Source organism: Microbacterium sp. NPDC055442, from assembly GCF_053644215.1.
On sequence record NZ_JBSHLF010000001.1, the window covers coordinates 164381 to 187551 of the forward strand.

The 23171-nt window shown below is 70.5% G+C and carries 25 protein-coding genes; 16 read left to right on the top strand and 9 right to left on the bottom strand.

The features are described from left to right. Nucleotides 1-57 precede the first annotated feature (57 nt). From nadB to ACWIBS_RS00855, 4 genes are read left to right on the top strand one after another with little or no spacing between them, the layout of a single operon-like run. The gene (gene nadB, locus ACWIBS_RS00840) at nt 58-1767 is read left to right on the top strand and encodes an L-aspartate oxidase (protein ID WP_376127246.1); all 1710 of its coding nucleotides are present in this window, start codon (nt 58-60) and stop codon (nt 1765-1767) included. Beyond that, nucleotides 1761-2609, top strand: coding sequence for a carboxylating nicotinate-nucleotide diphosphorylase (gene nadC, locus ACWIBS_RS00845; RefSeq protein ID WP_376127244.1), 849 nt, complete (start codon nt 1761-1763; stop codon nt 2607-2609). The genes nadB and nadC overlap by 7 nt, the downstream gene beginning before the upstream one ends. Before the next feature lie 2 nt (nt 2610-2611). Beyond that, nucleotides 2612-3742: a cysteine desulfurase family protein gene (locus tag ACWIBS_RS00850; RefSeq protein WP_376127274.1), complete on the top strand. Its 1131-nt coding sequence runs from the start codon at nt 2612-2614 to the stop codon at nt 3740-3742. Further along, nucleotides 3739-4668, top strand: coding sequence for a glycosyltransferase family 2 protein (locus ACWIBS_RS00855; protein ID WP_376127242.1), 930 nt, complete (start codon nt 3739-3741; stop codon nt 4666-4668). The genes ACWIBS_RS00850 and ACWIBS_RS00855 overlap by 4 nt, the downstream gene beginning before the upstream one ends. A 22-nt stretch (nt 4669-4690) precedes the next feature. On the opposite strand, the gene ACWIBS_RS00860 is transcribed toward ACWIBS_RS00855, so the two are convergent. Next, nucleotides 4691-6622: an ABC transporter ATP-binding protein gene (locus tag ACWIBS_RS00860; RefSeq protein ID WP_376127272.1), complete on the bottom strand. Its 1932-nt coding sequence runs from the start codon at nt 6620-6622 to the stop codon at nt 4691-4693. 55 nt (nt 6623-6677) lie between these two features. On the opposite strand from ACWIBS_RS00860, the gene ACWIBS_RS00865 reads away from it, so the two are divergent. Next, entirely contained in the window at nt 6678-6893 is a 216-nt protein-coding gene (locus tag ACWIBS_RS00865) for a hypothetical protein (protein ID WP_376127240.1), read from the top strand. 9 nt (nt 6894-6902) lie between these two features. Here ACWIBS_RS00865 and ACWIBS_RS00870 read toward each other — a convergent pair whose 3' ends face one another. Next, nucleotides 6903-7541 carry a DUF1345 domain-containing protein gene (locus ACWIBS_RS00870; protein WP_376127238.1) on the bottom strand — a complete coding sequence of 213 codons (639 nt, stop codon included), beginning with the start codon at nt 7539-7541 and terminating at the stop codon, nt 6903-6905. A 118-nt stretch (nt 7542-7659) separates the two neighbouring features. Here ACWIBS_RS00870 and ACWIBS_RS00875 point away from each other — a divergent pair, with 118 nt between their 5' ends. Beyond that, a complete protein-coding gene (locus ACWIBS_RS00875; protein ID WP_376127237.1) occupies nt 7660-9171 on the top strand; it encodes a DHA2 family efflux MFS transporter permease subunit in 1512 nt (503 codons plus the stop codon). Nucleotides 9172-9193: 22 nt separating this feature from the next. Here the strand turns inward: ACWIBS_RS00875 and ACWIBS_RS00880 are convergent, their stop codons facing one another. Then, nucleotides 9194-9739: a hypothetical protein gene (locus ACWIBS_RS00880; RefSeq protein WP_376127235.1), complete on the bottom strand. Its 546-nt coding sequence runs from the start codon at nt 9737-9739 to the stop codon at nt 9194-9196. 247 nt (nt 9740-9986) lie between these two features. Here ACWIBS_RS00880 and ACWIBS_RS00885 point away from each other — a divergent pair, with 247 nt between their 5' ends. Next, nucleotides 9987-10535, top strand: a complete 549-nt coding sequence (locus tag ACWIBS_RS00885) for a type 1 glutamine amidotransferase domain-containing protein (RefSeq protein WP_376127234.1) — start codon at nt 9987-9989, stop codon at nt 10533-10535. 3 nt (nt 10536-10538) lie between these two features. On the opposite strand, the gene ACWIBS_RS00890 is transcribed toward ACWIBS_RS00885, so the two are convergent. Further along, the gene (locus ACWIBS_RS00890) at nt 10539-11009 is read right to left on the bottom strand and encodes a GNAT family N-acetyltransferase (RefSeq protein WP_376127232.1); all 471 of its coding nucleotides are present in this window, start codon (nt 11007-11009) and stop codon (nt 10539-10541) included. Beyond that, complete coding sequence (locus ACWIBS_RS00895) at nt 11006-13504, bottom strand: MMPL family transporter (protein WP_376127230.1); 2499 nt, start codon at nt 13502-13504, stop codon at nt 11006-11008. The genes ACWIBS_RS00890 and ACWIBS_RS00895 overlap by 4 nt, the downstream gene beginning before the upstream one ends. 74 nt (nt 13505-13578) lie before the next feature. On the opposite strand from ACWIBS_RS00895, the gene ACWIBS_RS00900 reads away from it, so the two are divergent. After that, on the top strand, nt 13579-14154 hold the full coding sequence (locus ACWIBS_RS00900; RefSeq protein ID WP_376127228.1) for a TetR/AcrR family transcriptional regulator: 576 nt from the start codon (nt 13579-13581) through the stop codon (nt 14152-14154). Between the two features lie 8 nt (nt 14155-14162). On the opposite strand, the gene ACWIBS_RS00905 is transcribed toward ACWIBS_RS00900, so the two are convergent. After that, complete coding sequence (locus ACWIBS_RS00905; RefSeq protein WP_376127227.1) at nt 14163-14897, bottom strand: hypothetical protein; 735 nt, start codon at nt 14895-14897, stop codon at nt 14163-14165. 540 nt (nt 14898-15437) lie between these two features. Here ACWIBS_RS00905 and ACWIBS_RS00910 point away from each other — a divergent pair. After that, on the top strand, nt 15438-15641 hold the full coding sequence (locus tag ACWIBS_RS00910; RefSeq protein WP_376127225.1) for a cold-shock protein: 204 nt from the start codon (nt 15438-15440) through the stop codon (nt 15639-15641). Nucleotides 15642-15693: 52 nt separating this feature from the next. Here ACWIBS_RS00910 and ACWIBS_RS00915 read toward each other — a convergent pair whose 3' ends face one another. Beyond that, nucleotides 15694-16011, bottom strand: a complete 318-nt coding sequence (locus ACWIBS_RS00915; protein WP_376127223.1) for a YchJ family protein — start codon at nt 16009-16011, stop codon at nt 15694-15696. A 30-nt stretch (nt 16012-16041) separates the two neighbouring features. Here ACWIBS_RS00915 and ACWIBS_RS00920 point away from each other — a divergent pair, with 30 nt between their 5' ends. The 4 genes from ACWIBS_RS00920 (at nt 16042) to ACWIBS_RS00935 (ending at nt 19477) form a co-directional block, all read left to right on the top strand. Next, nucleotides 16042-16290: a DUF4287 domain-containing protein gene (locus ACWIBS_RS00920; RefSeq protein WP_376127221.1), complete on the top strand. Its 249-nt coding sequence runs from the start codon at nt 16042-16044 to the stop codon at nt 16288-16290. Between the two features lie 86 nt (nt 16291-16376). Next, the gene (locus ACWIBS_RS00925; RefSeq protein WP_376127219.1) at nt 16377-16598 is read left to right on the top strand and encodes a DUF2188 domain-containing protein; all 222 of its coding nucleotides are present in this window, start codon (nt 16377-16379) and stop codon (nt 16596-16598) included. A gap of 4 nt (nt 16599-16602) precedes the next feature. Further along, nucleotides 16603-17796, top strand: coding sequence for a saccharopine dehydrogenase family protein (locus ACWIBS_RS00930; protein ID WP_376127217.1), 1194 nt, complete (start codon nt 16603-16605; stop codon nt 17794-17796). Between the two features lie 97 nt (nt 17797-17893). Then, a complete protein-coding gene (locus ACWIBS_RS00935) occupies nt 17894-19477 on the top strand; it encodes a glycosyltransferase family 2 protein (protein ID WP_376127215.1) in 1584 nt (527 codons plus the stop codon). Here the strand turns inward: ACWIBS_RS00935 and ACWIBS_RS00940 are convergent. Continuing rightward, a complete protein-coding gene (locus tag ACWIBS_RS00940) occupies nt 19474-20241 on the bottom strand; it encodes an EI24 domain-containing protein (protein WP_376127214.1) in 768 nt (255 codons plus the stop codon). The genes ACWIBS_RS00935 and ACWIBS_RS00940 overlap by 4 nt on opposite strands. Before the next feature lie 118 nt (nt 20242-20359). Between ACWIBS_RS00940 and ACWIBS_RS00945 the strand changes: the two genes are divergently transcribed. Beyond that, nucleotides 20360-20578: a hypothetical protein gene (locus tag ACWIBS_RS00945; protein WP_376127212.1), complete on the top strand. Its 219-nt coding sequence runs from the start codon at nt 20360-20362 to the stop codon at nt 20576-20578. 108 nt (nt 20579-20686) lie between these two features. After that, a complete protein-coding gene (locus tag ACWIBS_RS00950; RefSeq protein ID WP_376127210.1) occupies nt 20687-21037 on the top strand; it encodes a LysR family transcriptional regulator in 351 nt (116 codons plus the stop codon). Nucleotides 21038-21046: 9 nt separating this feature from the next. Here ACWIBS_RS00950 and ACWIBS_RS00955 read toward each other — a convergent pair whose 3' ends face one another. After that, on the bottom strand, nt 21047-22687 hold the full coding sequence (locus ACWIBS_RS00955) for an ABC-F family ATP-binding cassette domain-containing protein (RefSeq protein WP_376127208.1): 1641 nt from the start codon (nt 22685-22687) through the stop codon (nt 21047-21049). A gap of 99 nt (nt 22688-22786) precedes the next feature. Between ACWIBS_RS00955 and ACWIBS_RS00960 the strand changes: the two genes are divergently transcribed. Continuing rightward, complete coding sequence (locus tag ACWIBS_RS00960) at nt 22787-23167, top strand: hypothetical protein (protein WP_376127206.1); 381 nt, start codon at nt 22787-22789, stop codon at nt 23165-23167. Nucleotides 23168-23171 lie beyond the last annotated feature (4 nt).

The following is a 23171-nucleotide window of genomic DNA, read 5'->3' on the forward strand; positions in this document are numbered from 1 at the left end:
CCGCCGCCCGGCTCCCCGGCTCCCACGCCCGCCTCGGCGGCGCCACCGCCCGCCTCCGTGAGCCTCCACCCGGCCCCTGAGCCTGCCGAAGGGTCGCCGCACATCGTCGTCGTCGGCAGCGGCATCGCCGGGCTCACGACGGCGATCCGCGCGACAGACCGCGGGTGCCGGGTCACCCTCGTGACGAAGGACGAGCTCGAGCACGCCAACACGCGCTTCGCGCAGGGCGGCATCGCGGGGGTCATGTTCGGCGACGACCGCATCGACGACCACATCGCCGACACCCTCACGGCCGGAGCCGGGCTGTGCGATCCCCTCGCTGTGCGTGTGCTCGCCGAAGAGGGACCGGCGCGCATCCGTGACCTGGTCGCGGCCGGTGTCGCCTTCGACCGGGGCGCGGACGGCGGCTTCGTGAAGGGGCTCGAGGCCGCGCACTCCTACCCGCGCATCCTGCACGCCGGCGGCGATGCGACGGGGACCGCGATCGAGTCCGCGCTCGTGATGCAGGTGCGCGCGGGCGGCATCCGCGTCCTCGAGCACGCCTTCCTCGTCGACCTCGTCGTGCACGACGGTCGCACGACAGGGGTCGAGCTGCTCGTGGGCGGCGCCTCGACGGGGGCTCCGCGGCGCGAGGTCGTCGCGGCGGATGCGGTCGTGCTCGCGACCGGCGGTGCCGGCCGGCTCTATGCGCACACGACCAATCCGCCGGTGGCGACAGGCGACGGCATCGCCGCGGCGCTGCGGGCCGGTGCGCGGATCGACGATCTGGAGTTCTTCCAGTTCCACCCGACCGTCGTCGGCGGCGCAGACGCCTTCCTGATCTCCGAGGCCGTGCGCGGCGAAGGCGCGACGCTCATCGACGAGGAGGACCGGCGGTTCACGTTCGATGTGCACCCCGACGGCGAGCTCGCGCCGCGCGACGTCGTCGCCCGGGCGATCGCGCGCCGGATGGAGCGGCAGGACGGGCGTCCCGTCCGCCTGGATGCCACGCACCTCCACTCCGACGATGCCGACGAGCGTGCGGCCTTCCTCGCCCGGCGCTTTCCGACGATCGACGCCGCACTGCGCGCGCGGGGCTTCGACTGGGCGCGCACGCCTGTTCCCGTCACCCCCGCAGCCCACTACCTGATGGGCGGTGTCACGACCGACCTCGACGGCCGGACCACTGTTCCCGGCCTCTATGCCGTGGGCGAAGTCGCCCGCACGGGAGCCCACGGGGCGAACCGTCTCGCTTCGAACTCGCTGCTCGAAGGCGCCGTCTTCGGCGCCCGCGTCGCCGACGTCGTGGCCACCGACGCGGCATCCGGTTCCTGGCCTCGCTCCCGCCGCTTCGTGCCCCCCTCTCCCGTCGCTCCCCGGCGGCGTTCCGCGGGGCCCCACCCCGACCGCCCGCACGGCGCGGCCGGGGAGCCACCCGCCGCCCAGCCGTTCTCGCGCGAGGCGCTGCAGCGACTCATGTGGGAGTACGCCGGACTCGTGCGCGACGCGGACGGCCTCGAGCACGCCGCGGGCGTCCTCGAGAGCTGGCGCGACGAACCTCGCACGCCGGGATGCATCGCCGAGTTCGAAGACGAGAATCTGCTCGTCGTCGCCTCGGCGCTCGTCGACGCGGCCCTCGCGCGGCGTGAATCGGTCGGCGCGCACTTCCGCGCCGACGGCGGTGCGCCCGTTCCCGCGCACTCCCGGGCCGTACTCCCGACAGCCCGTTCGACCACCCCTGTGCACCCGATCCGCACGCACCAGCCCGAGGAGGCCGTCCTGTGTTGAGCCCCGCCACGATCGACCGTGTCGTCGCCGCAGCGCTCGAGGAGGATGCGCCGTGGGGCGACCTCACGAGCCAGACCCTCATCGCGTCGACCGCGACGGCGCACGCCGACCTGGTCGCCCGCGAAGCCGGCGTCTTCAGCGGCGGCGCGGTGTTCGCCGCCGCGTTCCGGCTGACCGATCCCCGCATCGGGGTCGAGCTCGTCGTCGAGGACGGCGAGTGGTTCGAGCCCGGCACCGTGCTCGCGACCGTGACGGGCCCCGCTCGCGGCGTGCTCCAGGCCGAGCGCATCGGGCTCAACTTCGCGCAGCGCATGTCGGGTGTCGCGACCCTGACGGGCCGCTACGTCGCCGAGGTCGCGCACACGGGTGTGCGCATCGCCGACACTCGCAAGACGACGCCGGGACTGCGTGCCTTCGAGCGCAAAGCCGTGCGCGACGGCGGCGGCCGCAACCACCGCCATTCGCTCTCGGACGCCGTCATGGCCAAGGACAACCACCTCGCCGTGCTGGGCGGGTCCGTCACCGATGCGCTGCGCGCAGCGAAGGACCTGCTCCCCCACACGATGCACATCGAGGTCGAGGTCGATCGTCTCGACCAGATCGAGCCCGTGCTGGCCGCGGGAATCGGCACGATCATGCTCGACAACTTCTCGCTCGACGACCTGCGCGCGGGCGTCGCGCTCGTCGCGGGTCGCGCGACGGTCGAGGCGTCGGGCGGTGTCGACCTCGGCACGGTGCGCGCGATCGCCGAGACCGGCGTCGACGTCATCTCGGTGGGCGCCCTCACCCACTCGGCCCGTGCGCTCGACCTCGGCCTGGACGTGCGCATCGAGGCGCCGTGACGATGCGCTATCTCGACAATGCCGCGACGACGCCCGTGCGCCCCGAAGTGCTCGAGGCGATGATGCCGTTCCTCACGCACGCGTACGGCAACCCGTCGAGTCACCACACGATCGGCGAAGCCGCCGCCGACGCTCTCACCGACGCTCGCCGCCGGGTCGCGCGCGTGCTCGGGATGCGGGCATCCGACATCGTCTTCACATCGGGCGGCACCGAGGCGAACAATCTCGCCGTCAAGGGCATCGCCCTCGCGGCCGCGGGCAAGCGGCACATCGTGACGACGGCCATCGAGCACGAGTCGGTCCTCGCGGCGGTCCGCTATCTCGAGCGTCTGCACGGCTTCGAGACGACCTTCGTCGCGGTCGACGACACGGGCCTCGTCGCTCCCGACGCGCTCGCCGCGGTCCTCCGCGACGACACGGCGCTCGTCTCGGTGGGCTACGCCAACAACGAGGTCGGCACGATCCAGGATGCCGCGGCCCTGGCCGCCGTCGCGCACGCGCGCGGCATCCCGTTCCACCTCGACGCCGTCCAGGCGGCCGGCTGGCTGCCGCTGGCCGGCACGGGTGCCGACGCCCTGTCGATCGCGGGGCACAAGCTCGGCGCACCGAAGGGCACCGGCGCGCTCGCCGTGCGCGGACGGATCCCGCTCGAGCCGCTGCTGCACGGCGGGGGGCAGGAGCGCGGCCGCCGCAGCGGCACGCCGGACGTCGCGGGCGCCGTCGGCCTCGCGACGGCGCTGGAGCTGGCCGAGAACGGACGGGCAGAAGCGGCCGCACGCGTGCGGGCGCTGTGCGATGCGTTCGTCGCGGGGGTGCTCGGGAGCGTTCCGTCGGCGCGCCTCACGGGGCACCCCGTCCGGCGGCTGCCCGGCACGGCGAGCTTCACGTTCGCCGGAACGAGCGGCGAGGCGGTCCTCCTCGAGCTCGAACGACGCGGCATGGTGAGCTCGAGCGGCTCCGCGTGCGCGGCGGGCAGCGACGAGGCATCCCACGTCCTCGTCGCCCTCGGCGTCTCGCCAGAGGTCGCCCATACGGCGGTGCGCGTCACGCTCCCGCACGACGCGCGGCTCGATCCCGGCGAACTGGCAGCCGACGTCGCCGCGTCCGTGGCGGCGGTAGCATCGGGCGGGTGAGTCCCGCCGTCACGGTCATCGTCCCCGGCTTCGACGTCGCACCCTACGCGGCCGAGGCGATCGACTCGCTCAGGGACCAGACCCGCGTCGACTGGACGGCCGTGCTCGTCGACGACGGCTCCACCGACGAGACGGGTGCGATCTTCGACGCGGCCGAGGCGATCGACTCGCGCTTGCACGTCGTGCATCACCGCGAGCGGTCGGGCCTGGGCGCAGCCCGAAACACGGGCCTCGCGCTCGTGCGGACACCGTTCGTCGGCTTCCTCGACGCGGACGACGTCATGATGCCGGATGCCCTCGACCGCCTCGTCGGCACGCTCGAGCGCACGGGCAGCGACCTCGTCGCGGGCGCGTACGTGCGGCTGCGGCCGGACGGGGCGGGAGGCTATGCGCCCGGACCCGTGCAGCCGTGGGTCGCCGCCGCGACCGACCCCGCGCGCGACGGCACGAGCCTGGCCGCACACCCCGAGGCATCCGGCAACATCGTGGCCTGGTCCAAGATCACGCGTGCCGACATGTGGCGGGATCTGCGGTTCCCCGTCGATCGGGCGTACGAGGACCAGATCGTCGCACAGCTGCTCTACACGCGTGCGCGGGCGTTCGATGTCATCCCCGACGTCGTCGTGCGCTGGCGTGAGCGCGCCGACGGCACGTCGATCACGCAGCGCACGCGTGCCCTGCCCGTGCTGCGCGACTATCTCGACGCGCTCGCGGCCGGCATCGACGTGCTGGATGCCGCGGGGCAGCCGGCGGCCGTCGCGGCACGCGTCGACCTCATCCTCGCGATGGACCTTCCGCCTCTCGTCCGCGTCGCGGACAGCCACCCCGACCCTGCGTACCGCGGCGAGCTCGCGGCGTTCGCGCGGCGGCTCGCCACCCGCACGACGGGCGTCCCCGACGAGCTCGCGCGTGTCCTGACCTGGTGAGCCGTCGGAGCCGCTGAACGCATCAGCGGTCGGGCGCCCGGTCGGCACGGCGGTCGGGCAGCGCGGCGGGCGGGTCGGACCCTTCGGCCTCGAGAATGCGGGATGCCGCCATCTGCTCGGCCGCGAGCTCGCTGTACAGTCCCCCGGCCGCGAGCAGTTCGGCGTGCGTGCCCGATTCGACGATGCGCCCCGCTTCGACGACGTGGATGACGTCGGCGCCGATCACGGTCGACAGCCGGTGCGCGATGGACAGCGTCGTGCGGCCCCGGGCCGCGGCATCCAGCGCCTCTTGCACCACGCGCTCGGACACGGTGTCCAACGCCGACGTCGCTTCGTCCAGCAGCAGCACGGGCGGGTCCTTCAGCAGCACGCGCGCGATGGCGATGCGCTGCTTCTCACCGCCGGACAGGCGGTATCCGCGCTCGCCCACGACGGTGTCGTAGCCGTCTTCGAACCCCGCGACGACGTGGTGGATGTTCGCGGCCCGGCACGCCGCTTCGAGCTCGGCGTCGGTGGCGTCGGGCTTGGCGTAGCGCAGGTTCTCGCGGATCGTCGCGTGGAAGAGGTAGGTCTCCTGCGACACGATGCCGACGTCGTCGATGATCGACTCCTGCCGCAGCCGCCGCACATCGGCTCCCGCGAAGAGCACGTCACCGCCGGATGCCTCGTACATGCGCGGCGTCAGGTAGAGGATCGTCGTCTTGCCGGCACCCGACGGACCCACGAACGCGACGTGCTGCCCCGGCTCGACCGTGAACGAGACGCCGCCGAGCGTCGGGCGCGCGTCGGGCGCGGCATCCGGATAGCGGAACACGACATCGCGGAACTCGATGCGTCCGGCAGGTCCCGGAGCGTCGGCGACCGAGATGGCGTCGGGCGCGTCGCGGATCGCCGGCACGAGGTCGAGGTACTCGAAGATGCGGGCGAAGAGGGCGCGCGAGGTCTGCAGGTCGAGCGCGACCCGCATGAGCCCCATGAGCGGCTGCAGCAGCCGGGCCTGCACCGTCGTGAACGCCACGACGGTGCCGGCGGTGATGAGGTCGGTGCCGCCCGTGATGAAGTAGCCCGACACGAGGTAGATGACGGCCGGCACGCTCGACATGAGCACCTGCACGACGGCGAAGAACCCCTGGCCGCTCATGGCGCGGCGCACCTGCAGCACGACCTGGTTGCGGTTCTCCTCGGCGTAGCGCGCCGACTCGGTGCGCTGACGGTTGAACGACTTCGACAGGAGGATGCCCGAGACGCTCAGGGTCTCCTGCGTGATGGCGGACAGCTCGGACAGCGACTCCTGCGTCTCGCCGGCGATGCGGGCGCGAACCTGGCCGACGCGGCGCTGCACGATGATGAGGAACGGCATGAGCACGACCGCGACGATCGTGAGGCGCCAGTCGATGAGGATCATCGCGACGAGCGACGCGATGACCGTGACGACGTTGCCGAGGATGCTCGTGACGGTGTTGGTCAACACGCCGGCGACGCCGCCGACGTCGTTCTGCAGCCGCGACTGGATGACGCCGGTCTTGGTGCGCGTGAAGAAGCCGAGCTCCATCGACTGCAGGTGCTCGAACAGGCGCACGCGCAGATCGCCCGTCACGGCGTTGCCGACCGTCGAGGTCAGCCACGTCTGCACGACGCCGACGCCCGCCGACAGCAGGAACAGCCCGATCATGATGAGCACGAGTCGCCAGAGCAGCCCGAGGTCGGGGGCGCCGCCGTCGACCGGGAAGAGCGCGTCGTCGAAGATGCGCTGCACGATGAGCGGCGGGATCACGGCGATCGCGGCGCCGATGACCACGAGCACCGCCGTGACGACGATGCGGCCCCGGTAGGGGCGGAAGAGCGCGACGATGCGCGGGCCCAGGTGCGCGACGCGCGGCGCCTGCGCATTGAGCTTCTTCTGGGCCGCGAAATCGAGGGGGCGTCCTCCACCCCCACCGCGTCCGCCAGCCATGCTCATGCGCGTCAGCCTAACGAGGGGATGCGACAGCCCCGGCTAGGCTTGCTGCATGACCTCGACCCCCGAGAACCCCCACACCGACGGCGAAGACCTCGTTGAGCTGCGCGAAGAGATCGATCAGCTCAAGGCGATCCCCGAGGAGGAGCTCGTCAGCCCCACGCCGACGATCGCCGAAGAGATCGAGCCGGTGCCGCACCCGACGAACGCGATCGGCAGCGAGCAGTGGGACAAGCCCGTCGAAGACGAGTCCCTCGAGCAGGAATGACTCCGCGCGTCAGCCGAGATCGATCACGAGGTTGACGACGGTGCCGATGATGACGGCGCCGAAGAGGTAGGCCAGGAGCGTCTGGCCGATCACGATGCGGCGCAGCTGGTTCGTGCGCACCGTCGTGTCACCGACCTGGTAGCCCGTGCCCACCGACAGCGCGACGTACGCGAAATCCGTGTAGCAGGGGTCCTCCTCCTGATTGAAGCCGATCCCGCCGACGGGCTCCGAATAGTAGATGTGGGCGAGGCGCAGCGTGTAGTCGATCTGGATGATCATCCAGGATGCCGCGACGCTGAGCACGGCGATCACGGCCAGCGCGTACGACTCCAGCTCGGGTGAGCGGCCCGTCTCGATCAGGACGATCCCGACCGCGCCCAGGCTGACGATGCTCCCGACGACGGCGACGATCCGGGCGACCGGCCGACCCGGGTCCTCCGTCACGGCGTGCGCACGCGTCGTGGCGGCATCCATCGGCCAGATCAAGATCGCGAGCCACACGCTCGCGGTGAGGGCGAGCGCTCCCCAACCGGCGACGAGGCCGGCCGCGATTCCGAGCCACATCGTGACGGCGATGCAGACGGCCACGCCCACGATGATCGCGACGGCCGCGCGCAGCGCGATGCTGGAGGGGGCGGAAGCGGCCATATCCGAATGCTTCCATGCGCATCGGGAATGCGATGTCGGACCGCGCCGTTATCCTGGAAGCTTTCCGCCCGAGGGCGGTCTCTCTCCCCTGCTATCCCACCACCTCGAGGAGTGCCGCATGGCCACCGACACCGCGCCGTCCATGAAGACGGCGCCGGCGCCGTCGGGCGCGATCCTTCGCCCCGAAGAGAGCCGCGTCATCTGGCTGCTCCTGGGCGCGGCCTTCGTCGCGATCCTCAACGAGACGACGATGGGTGTCGCGATCCCGCACCTCATCGACGACCTCGGCATCACCGCGCTCGCGGCGCAGTGGCTCACGACGGCGTTCATGCTCACGATGGCCGTCGTCATCCCGATCACGGGGTTCCTGCTGCGGCGCTTCACGACGCGCACGATCTTCGTCGCGGCGATGTCGCTGTTCTCGGGCGGAACGCTCATCGCGTTCCTCGCGCCGGGCTTCGAGCTGCTGCTCGTCGCCCGCGTCGTGCAGGCGTCGGGAACGGCGATCATGATGCCGCTGCTCATGACGACGCTCATGACGATCGTGCCGCCGCACTCGCGCGGCCGGATGATGGGGCGCGTCTCGATCGTCATGGCGCTGGCCCCCGCGATCGGCCCGTCGATGTCCGGCCTACTGCTGGACACGGTGGGCTGGCGGTGGATCTTCGGCATCGTGCTGCCCATCGCACTGGTGTCCCTCGCGGTCGGCGCGCGGTGGATCCACAATCTCGGCGAGACGACGCGCGCGCCGATCGATGTCCTCTCGATCATCCTCTCGGCGTTCGGCTTCGGCGGACTCGTCTACGGGCTGAGCCAGATCGGCGGAGCGGGCGCCCACGGCAGCGGTGCCCAGGCCGCCGCGGCGAGCACCGTCTCGACCGTGTCGCTCATCGTCTCGCTGTCGGTCGGCGTCGTCGCGCTGGGCCTGTTCATCTGGCGCCAGGTGCTGCTGCAGCGCGTCGACGATGCGCTCCTGGATCTGCGCGTCTTCCGCTCGGCGAACTTCTCGTTCTCGGTCGGGCAGATGCTGCTGATCTCGCTCGCCTTCTTCGGTGTCATCACGGTGCTGCCGCTGTACATGCAGCGGGTGCTGGGGATCTCGGCGCTCGAGACGGGTCTCGTCGTGCTTCCGGGGGCGCTCGCCATGGGTTTCGCGGGTCCGTTCATCGGGCGCATCTACGACCGGTGGGGCACGCGTGTCCTGCTCGTGCCCGGCGCGTTCGTGGTCGTGGGTCTGCTGTGGTTCTTCACGACGCTCACCGAGACGACCCCGATCTGGGTCGTCGCGGTCGCCCAGACGATCCTGTCGATCGGTCTCGCGCTGTCGTTCACGCCGCTGTTCACGGCGTCGCTGGGCTCGCTCGAGCCGCGCTTCTATTCGTACGGGTCGGCGATCGTCAGCACGGTGCAGCAGGTGGCCGGAGCCGCCGGCATCGCGCTGCTCATCACGATCATGGAGAGCGTGACCGCCGGCGCCGTCGCCGACGGTGTCGAAGCGACCGCGGCAGGTGCCGCGGGAGCGCGCGCGGCGTTCCTGACGGCGGCGATCGTGGCGCTGCCGATCCTCGTGGGAGCGTTCCTCGTGCGCAAGCCCGCCGATCAGATCGGCGCTGTGCCGCCCGCACACTGACCGGGGCGGAGCCGCTCCCGCGTCAGTGGTGGATGAACGCCTTCAGCGCGACGAGGACGAGCCCGAACGCCGCCGTGATGAGCGCGCTCACGATGCGCGGCCACACGTGCTTCGTCCAGCGTGAGACGGCGAACCAGCCGAGCAGTCCGAGAAGGGCCGTGTCCACGAACAGCGCCGTCCAGATGGCGGTGTCGTCTTCGAACACGCGCCAGACGCCCAGCAGCAGGATGACCAGCGGTGGAACAGCGGCCACCAGCATCCCGAGCGAATGCCGTGCCGAGGCGCGCAGACTGGGGAAGAACCCGGCGACGCCGTCGGTCGCCGCAAGGCGGGCGAGGGTGCCGGCGTAGATGTGCGCCGCATAGAACACCAGAACCGTCACGATGACGGTGATGAGTGCGTTGAGCGACGTGCCGACCAGGCTGTTGCTGACGACGATCATCCCCGAGACGAGGATGAGCCCGTACACAGCCTCTTCGGACTGCATGACCCGGGCGACGCCGGGACGGAGCAGTCGACGGTCGGTCACGACCGGACGTGCGACGGCGGTGTCGTCAGTTGGTGCCACAGCTGCTGCCACCGCAGCAGCTGCCGGCGGCGGTGTCGGTCACGGTCAGCAGGTTCTTGTCGTCGGGCTGAGCGGTCGTGGGCGTGGTGAGAGGCGAAGTCGTCATGGCGTCCATGCTACCCACGCGCACGCGATCCCGGGTCGCACCCGCGCATTGGCATGCGCCGTGCGCGGACGCAAGCCCCTCCGGCCCCTGTCGCGGCCCGCCTACCGTGGAGAAGCACCCACCGACACGAATGGAGACATCATGCCCCGCATCGCAGGCAAGAAGATCGCGTTCCTGCTGACGGACGGTTACGAGGACAGCGAGCTCACGTCACCCTGGGAAGCGGTCACGACCGAGGGCGGCCAGGCGACCCTCGTCTCGCCCGCCGACGGCTCGGTCTCGGGCAAGAAGGGCCACGAGCAGACGATCGATCTGCCCGTCGCGAGCGCGGAAGCCTCGGACTTCGACGCTCTCGTGCTACCCGGCGGCGTCGTGAACGCCGACCATCTGCGCATGGACGAGGACTCCGTCGCCTTCGCCCGAGCGTTCTTCGAGCAGCACAAGCCCGTCGCCGTCATCTGTCACGGCGCGTGGATCCTCATCGAAGCGGGCGTCGTCGACGGGCGCACGATCACGAGCTATCCGAGCCTCAAGACCGATCTGCGCAACGCCGGTGCCGATTGGGTCGACGAAGAGGTCGTCGTCGACAGCGGCCTCGTGTCCAGCCGCACCCCCGATGACCTTCCCGCCTTCAACGCGAAGCTCCTCGAAGAAGTCGCCGAAGGCGCGCACGAGGGCCAGACTGTCTGACGCCTACGCGAGACTCTTGCGCAGGTACACCTCGGCGATGCCCTCGCCCTGCTCCACACGCTCCGACTCGACGTAGCCGAGACGTTCGTACAGGCGCAGGTTCGCTTCGCTGAGCGAGCCGGTGAACAGCTCGGCCACGCGGCATCCGACCTCGCGACCGCGCTCTTCGACGGCTTCGAGCACCGCCGAGCCGACGCCCCCACCCTGCACGTCGGGCGCGATCGCGATGCGTCCGACCAGAAGGAGCTCGCCGTCGGCACGCGCCCGTGCGGCGCCGACGACACGCGTGCCGGCGACGGCGACGCACCCGAGGTTCTCTTCGAGCTCGGCTGTCAGCTCATCGAGGGTCTGCGTCAGCGCGGGCATGTGCGGGTCGCCGTAGACGAGGGCCTCCTGCACGAACGCGGCACGCTGCAGCGTCAGCACCTCACCGGCGTCGTCGACGGCGATGGGGCGGATGCGGAACGACGTCATGTCCCGATCGTAGGCGCCGCGTGGTGCGGCGGGTGCGACCGCTCGAGCGCAGAGCCCTCGACGTCGACGTTCGGCAGGACGCGATCCAGCCACGCCGGCAGCCACCACGCCGACCGGCCGAGCAGGTGCATGACGGCCGGCATGAGCACGAGCCGCACGACGAAGGCGTCCAGCAGCACGCCGATCGCGAGGCCGAAGCCCATCGACTTGATGATGGTCGACTCCGACGTGATGAAGCCCGAGAAGACGGCGATCATGATGAGCCCCGCCGCGATCACGACGCTGCGACCGGCCCGGAAGCCCTGCGCCACGGCGAGGCGTGCCGGCGAACCGTGCACGTACGCCTCCCGCATCCCCGTCGCGAGGAACAGCTGGTAGTCCATCGCCAGACCGAACAGGATGCCGACGAGGATAACGGGCAGGAAGCTCAGCACGGGTCCGGTGCTGTGGATGCCGAACAGCTCCGCGCCCCAGCCCCATTGGAAGACCGCCGTGATGGCGCCGAACGTCGCGAACAGCGACAGGATGAACCCGCCCGTCGCGACGAGAGGTACGAGCAGCGAGCGGAACACCATGATCATGATGAGGAACGACAGCCCCACGACGACCGTCAGGTAGAGCGGCAGCACATCCTGCAGCGACTCCGAGATGTCGATGTTGATCGCCGCCTGGCCCGCGACGCCGAGCGGCTCGCCGTCGACGTCGAGTGCCCGCAGGTCACGCACGAGGGCATCGGTCGACAGGCTCGTCGGACCCTCGTCTGGCACCACCTGGAACGCCGCGAGACGGCCGTCGTCTGAGACGGCGATCGGCGCGACAGCCACGACGTCGTCCTGATCGGCGAGCAGTGCGCCGACGTCGAGCTGACGCTCGAGGATCTCGTCGTCGCCGAGGTCTGCAGGAAGCACAGCGGTCACGAGGAGCGGACCATTCGCCCCCTCGCCGAAAGCGGCCTCGGTCGCCGTGAACGCGCGATAGGCGCTCGAGCCGGCGGGCTCGGATGCGCCGTCGGGCAGTCCGAGCCTCATCGACAGTGCGGGCACGGCGACGATGAGGAGCACGACGACCGCGACGAGCGAGGTCAGGACGGCGCGCACGGTGGACATCGTCCGCACGGGCTTGGACACGACGTCCGCGGTGCCGATCCGGGCACGAGCGCGCCGCGAGAGCAGCCGCTCACCGGCGAGGCCGAGCAGCGCCGGGGTGAGGCTGATGGCGATGAGCACGGCGATCGCGACGCTCACACCGCCGACGGTTCCCATGAGACCGAGGAACGGGATGCCGGTGACATTGAGCGCGAAGAGCGCGATGACGACCGTGGCACCGGCGAAGACGACGGCGTTGCCGGCCGTGCCGTTCGCGAGCGCGATCGAATCGGTCGTCTCCACCCCCTGCAGCAGCTGCTTGCGGTGGCGATAGATGATGAAGAGCGAATAGTCGATGCCGACCGCGAGCCCCAGCATGACGCCGAGCACGGGCGTGACCGAGGCCATCTGCACGGCGCCCGAGAACGCGAGCGTCGACAGCGCCCCGATCGCGACGCCGACGATCGCCGTGACGATCGGGAAGGATGCCGCCAGGAGCGATCCGAGCATGACGATGAGCACGATCGCCGCGATCGCCACACCGACGATCTCGCCGACGCCGAGGATCTCGGGCACCCCCTGCGAGATGTCTGTCGAGAACGACACGTCGACGCCGTCGATCGGCTCGGACTCGAAGTGCGCGATGACCCCCTGCTTCGATTCCTCCTGCAGTTCGAGCCGCGGCTCTGAGAATGCGACGTTGACGAGCGCCGTCGAGCCGTCTTCCGACACGACGCGGATGCCGTCGGCGAGCGCCAGCAGCTCGGCTCCGCGCTCGAGCTGCGTCTCGGCGGCGTCGAGGTCCGCGCGGCCCGTGTCGATCTTCTCCTGCTCGACGCTGAGCACGGCGCGCTGCTCGTCGAGGAGCTGCTGCTGCGCGTCGAGCTGGGCCGTCGGGAAGCCCGCCGCCTCGGCCTGTGCACGCCCCGCGTCGAGCTGCGCCTGTGCGTCATCGAGCTGTCCCGCGCCGGCGTCGAGCTGCGCCTGACCCGCATCGAGCTGCGCCCGTCCGTCGGCGATCTGCTGGCGTCCGTCGGCGATCTCGGCGGCGCGGGCGGCGCGCTCCTGCTCGGTGTCGAAGGGGTCGATGACGTCGGTGACGTCGGTGAGCCCGCCCGCCGAGGCGACGAGGTCGCTGATCGCCGCGCGCTGACCGGCGGTCAGCCCCGATCCGTCCTCCGTCGCGAAGACGACCGTGCCCGATGCCCCGCCGTACTCGGGCAGACGCTCTTCGAGCTCCTCCAGCACGGCGCCCGATGCCGTCCCCGGCACGTCGAAGCTCGAGCTCAAGCCCTTGAACCCGATGAGGAAGCCCCCGACGGCGACGGCGATGATGACGAGCCACGCCGTGATGACGGTCCAGGCGCGGCGGGACGCGAAGGCCCCCAGTCGATACAGCAGTTCAGCCACGCGGCATCCTCTCGAGTTGTCCCTTAGATGATACGCACCGTCTCGTCTTGACGATGCTCCGTAGGATGACGCGCATGACCCGTGTGCGAACCGGACCCGTGCGCAGCGAGGCGGCGCGGCTCGCGATCCTCCGCGCGACGGCGCGTCAGTTCGCGCAGCGCGGCTACGACCACCTCACGATCGAGGGCATCGCCGCCGACGCCGGCGTCGGCAAGCAGACGATCTACCGGTGGTGGGGATCCAAGAGCGCCCTGGTCGCCGAATGCCTGCTCGAGGGGATGCTGCTGCCCGATCGCCTCGCGCCGCCGGACACCGGAGACATCAGGGCAGACCTCACCGCCTGGGTCGATGAGGTGCTGTCTCTCCTCGAGCACGCGCAGGGCGAGGGGCTGCTGCGCTCGCTCGTGGCTGCGGCGGCCGAGAACGCCGAGGTCGGAAAGCGCCTGCGCGACAGCCTCACGGGGTCCGAGGCGCTCGCCGGCAGACTCGAGGCCGCCGTCGGGCAGACGCCGAACCTCACCCCGGCAGCACCCTTCGACGAGATCATCGAGTCACTCGCCGGCGCGCTGGTCCTGCGGGCCCTGAGCCGTGCCCCGCGGGTTCCCGGCGATGCCGCCCGTCTCGTGGCGGCGTCTCTGGGCCCGGCCTGACCGGCCTCTCACTCGGCGTCCGGCGGGCAGGCCGCGCTGATGCGGCCCCATTCCTCGGGCGACAGGTCGGTGACGAAGCCGTACGCCGTCCACGCGTCGGGGGTGTCGTAGAGCGCCGCGAACTCGCGCCGCGACGGCAGTTCGGGAACGTCGATGCCCTGCGCCCGCAGGCAGCTCGCGATGCGCATCTCGACCGGGTACCACCGCAGACCGCGCAGCTCACGGATGCGGTCGTCGTATTCGGCACGCACCGTCGCGGCGCACGCCCTGACGGCCGCGGCGTGACCTTCGCGCTCGTCGGTGAAGCCCAGCGTGCCGGTCGCTTCGTCCCATTCCACCTGCCACGCGTCTGCTTCGAGGCAGTCGATGACGGCGCTCGTACTGTCGGTGAGCCACCCCTCCCCTTGCACGATCGTCTGGAAACGCACGGGATCTGCCGGCTCGGGCGCGGCGATGGTCGTCGCGACGGCGGCCGAGACAGCGGCGGTGACGGCCACCACCGCGACGAGGATCGCGGCGAACCGCCATCGTCGGCGCGCAGACACGGGCGATTCCTGCGCCGGCACCCCACCGGAGGGCGGGTCGGGCGCCGCATCGGGCACGACGGCGTCCCCGGCGTGCGCCCGGTCCTCCAGCTGCTGCAGCCTGACGAGGGCCCTCGGGTCATCCCGCAGATCGCCGTCGGGCGCGTACGCGCGAGCTCGCAGCCGGGCGAGCTCGCGGATCTCCTGCGCATCGAGCACACGCCCATCATGCGCGGACGAGACGCGCCATGCCAGCATCCGTTCGAAGCCGTGCTACACTCGGACCATCCTGCCTGGCACACGCGACCCGTTCCACCTTCTCACAGTGGAGAAGCATCGCTGTAACGCGCTCTTCGCGGCCCGCCGGCCCTTCATCTCATCATCACCTGCGCTTCGGGTTCTCACCCTTTCGCAAGCTTGGACCACTTCTTGTTCGACAGCATTTCGACTGCTGCCCTCGCGCCTGACACCACGCCGCAGTGGCGTCAGGCCGACGACGGCGTGCACGTCGCCACATTCGCCGGAGAATACGCCGGCTTCACCGACACCACATCCGGCGGTGTGCACGCGCACGGCGCCCGCGGCCAGAGCCTCGGTGTGCACAGCACGCAGAGCAGTGCACGTGCCGCCGTCGCGGCGTCCCTCATCACTCCGGAGCCGTCGCACACGCGACTGGCTCCGCACCCCCGTCCGCGTCGCATTCGTTGGCGCGGCACAACCGGTCGCTCCGGCGGCCCGAATGGTAAAAGGAAAGACACGATGGCCACTGGCACCGTGAAATGGTTCAACTCCGAAAAGGGATACGGGTTCATCGCACCCGATGACGGCTCCGCCGACCTTTTCGCTCACTTCAGCGCGATCGCGGCCGATGGCTTCAAGGAGCTCCGCGAAGACCAGAAGGTCGAATTCGACGCAGAGCGTGGCCCCAAGGGCATGCAGGCGGCGAACATCCGTCCCCTCTGATCCACGCGTTCAACGAGGCCCGTCCCCTACCCGGGGGCGGGCCTCGTGCCATTCACCCCACGTCACCGTCGACATAGAACCAGCGTCCCCCCTCGCGCACGAAGCGCGATCGCTCGTGCAGCACGCCGACACCGCCCTCGTCGGCGAGATACGTCGCCCGGAACTCGACAATGCCCGTCTGGTCGCCCGGCCCGCCCGCGACCGTGTCGATGATCTGCAGACCGCGCCAGCGCGGATTGTCGCCCAGGTCCAGCGACTCCGGTCGGGTGGACGGATGCCACGTGTGCCGCAGCCACGCGGCATCCGCTCGTCGGAACGCGTCGAAGCGCGAACGCATCAGTTCTTCGGCGGTCTCGGGTTCGCGGGACATGCGACCATCCTGCTCGATACTCTGTCGGTCATGACCGCACACCGCGTGACCGCGCCCGATCCGGCCCCCGGCGAGAAGGTGAAGGGGCCCGCTTCGTACTTCCCGAGCATCGAGCAGACCTATGGGCGTCCGATCCAGGAATGGCTCGATCTCGTCGCCGACCGGCTCGATGACAAGCCGCACATGCAGGTCGTCGCCTGGCTGAAATCCGAACACGGCCTCGGCCATGGCCACGCCAACGCGCTCGTCGCCTATGCGAAGGCCCAGCTGGCCGGCTGATCAGCGGCGAGCGGACACGGTCGCGTCAACCCCCTCGCGCTCGGGCGGCAGTTCGCGCAGGCTGAACGCGTGCGATGGGAGGACCTGTGACCGAGAACACGCGCACCGTCATCACCCGTTCCAACCGCGGGCAGTGGGAGAACATCGTCGAGGGGCACCCCGACCTGTCGCGCAGCTACACAAGCCGTGAAGAGGCCGTCGACGAGGGTCGAGCGGTCGCAGACCGCCTCGGCTGGTCGCACGACGTCGAGGACGCCGAGCCCACGGGGGCGATCACCGACCCGCAGCACGGCGACGAGCGGCCGTAGACGGATGGGCGACCGCGAACATGACGTCGTCCTGCTCGGAGCGACCGGCTTCGTCGGGCGCTTCACGGCCCGCCACCTCGCGCACTCTGCTCCACCGGGCGTCCGCATCGCCGTCGCGGGCCGGTCGCGCGAGCGTCTGAACGCGCTGAAGCGCGACCTCGGCGTCAAATGGCCGATCGTCGAAGTCGACACGGCGGACGACGCGGCCGTTGCGCGGCTCGCGGCGTCGACGTCGGTCGTCGCCACGACGGTGGGACCGTACCTGCGCTACGGAGTCGAGGTCGCTGCCGCCTGCGCCCGCGCGGGCACGTCATACGCCGACCTGTCGGGCGAGAGCATCTTCGTCGCGCGCAGCATCGAACACAATCACGCGGCCGCCGAGGCGAGCGGCGCGCGGATCGTGCACTCGTGCGGTTTCGATTCCGTTCCGTCCGACCTCGGACTGGGGATCGCTCACGCAGCGGCAGGCGGCATACCGATCGTCGAGGCCACGGTGCGGGTGCGTTCGCTGCGCGGCGGTGTCAGCGGGGGCACGATCGACTCCCTGCGACAGCAGATGAAGGAAGCGCAGTCGGATGCCGCGGCTCGCCGCATCGTCGCGGATCCCTATGCCCTCACGCCCGGCCCCGCGGTTCGTCTGCCGCGTCCGTCCTCGAGCGGCGCGTCCAGAGTCGGAGCCTCATGGCAGGCACCGTTCGTCATGGGCGCGTACAACCAGCAGATCGTGCAGCGCTCGAACTACCTCACGGGGTGGAGCTACGGCCAGCTCATGAGGTATCGCGAGGTCGTCGCCACCGGCCGTGGCGTTCCGGGCGCGATCCGTGCAGCCGGCATCGCTGCAGGCACGGCGGGTCTCGTCGGCGCGCTGTCGTTCCCGCCGACGCGGGCACTGCTGGATCGGGTGCTCCCGGCTCCGGGGACCGGACCGGACGACGAAGCGATCGAGCGCGGGCGGTTCACCATCGAGGTCGACGTGTACCCCGTCGACGGCGAACCGGTGCGTGCTCGGGTGGCGGCACCGTTGGATCCGGGATACAGCGGCACGGGCGTCATGCTCGGCGAATCGGCGCTGAGCCTGGCATCCGATGATCTTCCCGATCGTGCCAGCGTGCTCACCCCCATGGTCGCGATGGGCGACCACCTCGTGGAGCGTCTGCGGGCACATCGCTTCACCGTGTCGGTCGAGTCGCTGCGCTGAGCGTCGCCACGAGGATGTCCGCGCCTGTCAACCCCACCGGAACCCGCTGCTCGGACGCATATCGTTTCTGTTCGACGTGTGAGACGACAGGAGCACGATGGCCCGCACCGACGACCACCGGGTCCGCGTGAGCGTGATCGTTCCCGTCTTCGAGCCGAAGCAGTCCTTCGACGACCTCATCCGCTCGCTCGACGATCAGACGATGGATGCCGCTGAGTACGAGGTGCTCCTGTGCGACGACGGTTCGGGCGAGGACACGCGGGCCCGGCTCGCCGACGTCGCCCGAACGCGTGAGCACGTCCGCGTCCTCACGCTGGAGCACTCGGGATGGCCGGGGACGCCGCGCAACCACGGCATCGACGCGGCGCGCGGCCGCTACGTCTTCTTCGCCGACCAGGACGACCGGCTGTTCGACGACGCCCTGCGGCGGATGTGCGACGAAGCGGATGAACGTGCATCGGATGTGCTCGTCGGCAGGGTCGTAGGTGTCGGCCGTCGGATCCCCGAAGCGATCTTCCGTCGCGACATCCCCCGCGCCGAGCTGGGACGGGACCCGCTGCTTCAGTTGCTGACCCCGCACAAGCTGTTCCGCACGTCGTTCCTGCGAGACAACGGCATCCGCTTTCCCGACGGCCGCGTGCGGCTCGAGGATCACCTGTTCGTCATGCGCGCGTATTTCGCCGCGTCGACGATCTCGACCCTCGCGTCGGAGTCGTGCTACGCGTGGCGGAAGAACGAGGGCAGCGCGAGTTCGTCGCGCATCGATCCGGAGACGTACTTTCCGTCCTTGGCCGCCGTGCTCGACGTCGTCGAGGCGAATACGGCGCCCGGAGAGCTCCGGGACGATCTGCTGCGGCACTGGTTCCGCGGAAAGATCCTGAAGCGCATCGAGGGCGGCCGCATGCTGCGCTATCCCGACGAGTACCGGGACCGGTTCCTCGACGTCGTGATCCCGCTGGTGCGCGAGCGCTTCGGGGTGGGCGTCGCCGCCGGTCTGTCGTTTCCGCACCGGGTGCGATCCGAACTGCTGCGCGCGGGGCGACGTGACGATCTGATGGCTCTCGCTCGATTCGAGTCCGATCTGGAGTGTCGCGCGGAGCTGGTCTCGGTGCGATCACGCCTCGGCCTGCTGACGCTCGGCGTCCACGTGCGGGTGCGGAGCGACGGGACGGATGCTCTCGTCTTCGACAGCGAGGGCGTGTGGCGGGCGCCGGATGCGCTCGGCGCGCTCACTCGTGAGGTTCGAACCGCGCGGCGGGACCTGAACGCGAGCCGCGTGGAGCTCGTGCTCACCGAGGATGGGGGGGTCCGCGTCATCGGTCGGTCACGGTTGCGGGCGGGCGAGGCGCACATCGCTCTGGACCCGGCCATCGCCTTCGACCGGGTGAGGGACGGCACGCTGAGGGCACGCGTCCGGGTGCGCCGGCTGGACGTTCGATGTGCTTCTGCGGGGGTCCCCGGCGCTGCGCGAAGAGCATTCCCCGACCGGTATCACGTGTCGGATCGAAGTCGGCGACGACGGCGCGGTCCGCGTGCGACCCGCACGCGTCGACACCCGTTGGGGTGTTTTAACCGCACGCGGATTGCGCGGCGTGCGACGCTTCGCCGGCCGCGTGCTGCCCCCGGGCATCAAGCGGAGGCTGACGGACAAGCTCCTGCGATGAGCCGGTCGGCGACCTAGCGCGGAGTCGGCGGAGCCGCTTCGCCCCGTCGAGCAGTGTCGGCGTCGAGCAGTGTTCGGGCGAGGACGGTCGAACCGGCGACAGCAGCCGGCATCGTCGCGACAGCGCCGCCGGGAACGAGGAAGCAGAGCTGCGTGGCGACGCCGAACCCGAGCGCCCGGGCGCGGTGCCGGCGCAGCAGATCCTTGCGTGCCGCCGGCAGGATGCCGCGGGCAGTGAGCGCGCGCGATGTCAGCTCCGTGGCCAGCAGCCAGCCGGTGAGAAGCAGCCCGAGGATCGTCGCGAGGATGCCCCCGACCACGGGGATGAGCCCCGTCAGCGCCGCGAGCAGTGCGATCGCTGCTCCTCGAGCGATCAGCCCGACGGTGTCGCACACGGAGCGCCAGAATCCGTAGGCCGCGCCGACGCCGGCGTCGCCGAGATCCTCCTCGACCGCCTGCCAGATGCGGTCGTAGAAGGGCTCGCCGATGAGCAGTGTGAGCGCCGTGAACGTGACGGCGACGAGCACGAGGGCGGCGCCGAGCAGCGCCGTGCCGATCGCGATGCGGATGACGGTGGCCCACAGCGCCGGCCACGATCCGGCGAAAGGCGTCAGTGCTTCGGTCAGCCCCGGCAGCGACACGGCGAGCGCGATGAGTCCCGCGAGGAACAGGGCCCCGACGATCGCCGCGGGCACGAGCCCGAGGACCATGAGCCCGGGGCGTTTCGACCAGTAGCCGAACCCGCGCCCCAGCAGCGCGACCCCCCGCCCGAACTCTCGCATCGGCTCAGCTTAGGCGCCGCGTGTCGCGAGGTCTGGCGCGACGTCGTCGCCGGATGCTCAAAAGCACGCCACCGTCAAGGGGGTGCGTCGCGCATGCGCGCGAGTCCAAGGTGACGGCATGACCAGCCACACGAACCACCATCTCGCTCTCGATCCCGACCGGGCCGAGGCGATCGAGAACGTCGTCGAAGAGGTGGCCGACGAGATCCGCCACGGCCAGGTGTCCGGTGACGTGAGCCACCTGCTCGGCCAGCGGCTCGATGCCGCGGGCATCGCGCTGCCACCCGAGGCCGTCGAGGACCTCGCCGAAGACATCGAGACCGAGGTGTCCCTCTGACCCCGAGTGCTCCCACGCAGGGCCGGAGATCATGTCGTCGGCGCGAGAGACGCGCCCGGTAGGGCACCATGGAGTGACCCACCCCGGCGAACAAACGGAAGCTCTCCAGTGAAGATCATCGACCTGCAGCGGTTTCTGGCGCTCGTCGCCGACGACCTCTACGTTCCGCGGGCGGCCGCGACTCTCGGCATCCCGCTCGCTGCGCTTCACTCTTCGATCGAAAGGCTCGAGGCAGAAGTCGGGCATCCGATCATCAACCGCGCGAAATCCGGATGGGTTCTCACCGACGCGGGGATGCTGCTGCTCGAAGAAGCGAAGCGCCGAACTGCCGACGCCCCTGCTCCGGGAGCGACGTCGTCCGCACCGGCGGGCGGCAAGGCGAAAGCGTCGAAGGGCAAGGGCCGCGCTCCGGTCGTGAAGGGTCAGCCGAAGCCGTACAAGAAGCGTCAGGGGCGGTAGCGGCTCGAGCTACAGCTCGGTCACCTGACCGGCATCCACCCGCCACTGCCGATCGGTGCGCACCGTCGACAGCATCCGCCGGTCGTGGGTCACGAGCAGCAGCGTGCCGTCGTACGACTCCAGCGCCTGTTCGAGCTGTTCGATCGCCGGCAGGTCGAGGTGGTTCGTCGGCTCGTCGAGCACGAGCACGTTGACTCCCCGTGCCTGCAGCAGAGCGAGCGCGGCACGCGTGCGCTCGCCCGGCGACAGCTCGTCGACGGGGCGCAGCACGTGATCCGCCTTGAGCCCGAACTTCGCCAGCAGCGTGCGCACCTCGCCCGCCGCGAGGACCGGCACGAGAGCCTCGAACGCATCGGCGAGCGGCTGTGAGCCGGCGAACGCCGAACGTGCCTGATCGATCTCGCCGATCTGTACATTCGCGCCGAGCGAGGCCGTGCCCGCATCGGGCGTCTGTGCGCCCAGCAGTGCGCGCAGCAGCGTCGACTTTCCGGCGCCGTTGGGTCCCGTGATGCCGATGCGCTCCCCCGCGTTCACCTGCAGCGACACCGGCCCGAGCGTGAACGAGCCCTGCCGGAGCACCGCGTCGCTGAGCGTCGACACGACGGTGCTCGAGCGCGGGGCTGACCCGATCGTGAATTCGAGCTGCCATTCCTTGCGCGGCTCGTCGACCTCGTCGAGCCGCGCGATGCGGCTCTCCATCTGACGCACCTTCTGCGCCTGTTTCTCGCTGGACTCCGTCGCCGCCTTGCGCCGGATCTTGTCGTTGTCGGGGGACTTCTTCATCGCGTTGCGCACGCCCTGGCTCGACCACTCGCGCTGCACGCGCGCCCGCGCGACGAGGTCGGCCTTCTTGTCGGCGAACTCGTCGTACTTCTCGCGCGCGTGTCGACGAGCCGTCGCGCGCTCCTCGAGATACGAGTCGTACCCGCCGCCGAAGACGCGGTTCGAGTTCTGCGCCAGGTCGAGTTCGAGCACTCGTGTCACGCACCGTGCGAGGAACTCTCGGTCATGGCTGACCAGCACGACGCCGCCGCGCAGTCCCCGCACGAACGTCTCGAGACGCTCGAGTCCGTCGAGGTCGAGGTCGTTCGTGGGCTCGTCGAGAAGCACGATGTCGAAGCGCGACAGCAGGAGCGCCGCGAGCCCGACGCGCGCCGCTTGCCCGCCCGAGAGCGACGTCATGAGCGCGTCCCCGCCCACATCGAGACCGAGATCGGCGAGGAGGGCCGGCATCCGCTCGTCGAGATCGGCCGCTCCGCTCGCGAGCCAGCGTTCGAGGGCCGCCGAGTAGACGTCGGATGCTGCGGAGTCGGTGCCGTCACCGAGAGCGGATGCCGCGGCATCCATGTCTGTCGTCGCTTCGGTGCATCCCGTGCGACGTGCGATGTACCCGGCGACCGTCTCACCCTCGACGCGCTCGTGCTCCTGCGGCAGCCAGCCGACGAAGGCATCGGTGGGCGCGAGCGAGACGCTGCCGGCCTGCGGCTCGTCGATGCCCGCGAGGATCCGCAGCAGGGTCGACTTGCCCGCCCCGTTCGCGCCGACGACGCCGACGACGTCTCCGGGCGCGACGGTCAGATCGAGCGAATCGAAGAGCGTGCGATGGCCGTGGCCGCCCGCGATTCCACGTGCGACAAGGGTTGCGGTCATTGCCCAATCCTCTCAGCTCGGGTGGCCTCTCGAGCTTGTCAACCCCCGCGCGATGCCTCGCCGCTTGCGGGACTCTGGAGCTGACGGGAGGAGTACCCCATGACCGATCCCACACCTGACCCGCACGGACCGCTCCGGCTGCCCGACCAGCAGCCGATGCCGAATGCGACCGATCTCACCAACCAGGCCGCGCTCCAGACGGGCGCGAGTTCGCGCTGGCTCGTGCCGGCGGGCGTACTCGCCGTCGTGGCGGTCGTGCTCTACTGCTTCGCCTTCCAGATCCAGGTCGTGCTGCCCATCATCGGCATCGTCTTCGTGATCGTGATGTGGCTCGTGATGTTCGCGACGGCGCGCAGGGGGCACGACCGGGTCGCGACCAATCGCCGCCTCGCCTGGCTCATGGGCGGCCTCGCCCTGGGCGCGCTGCTCGTCTCGCTCGGCATCTACGTCGTCGAGTCCACGCGACTGCCCTGGACCTGAACCG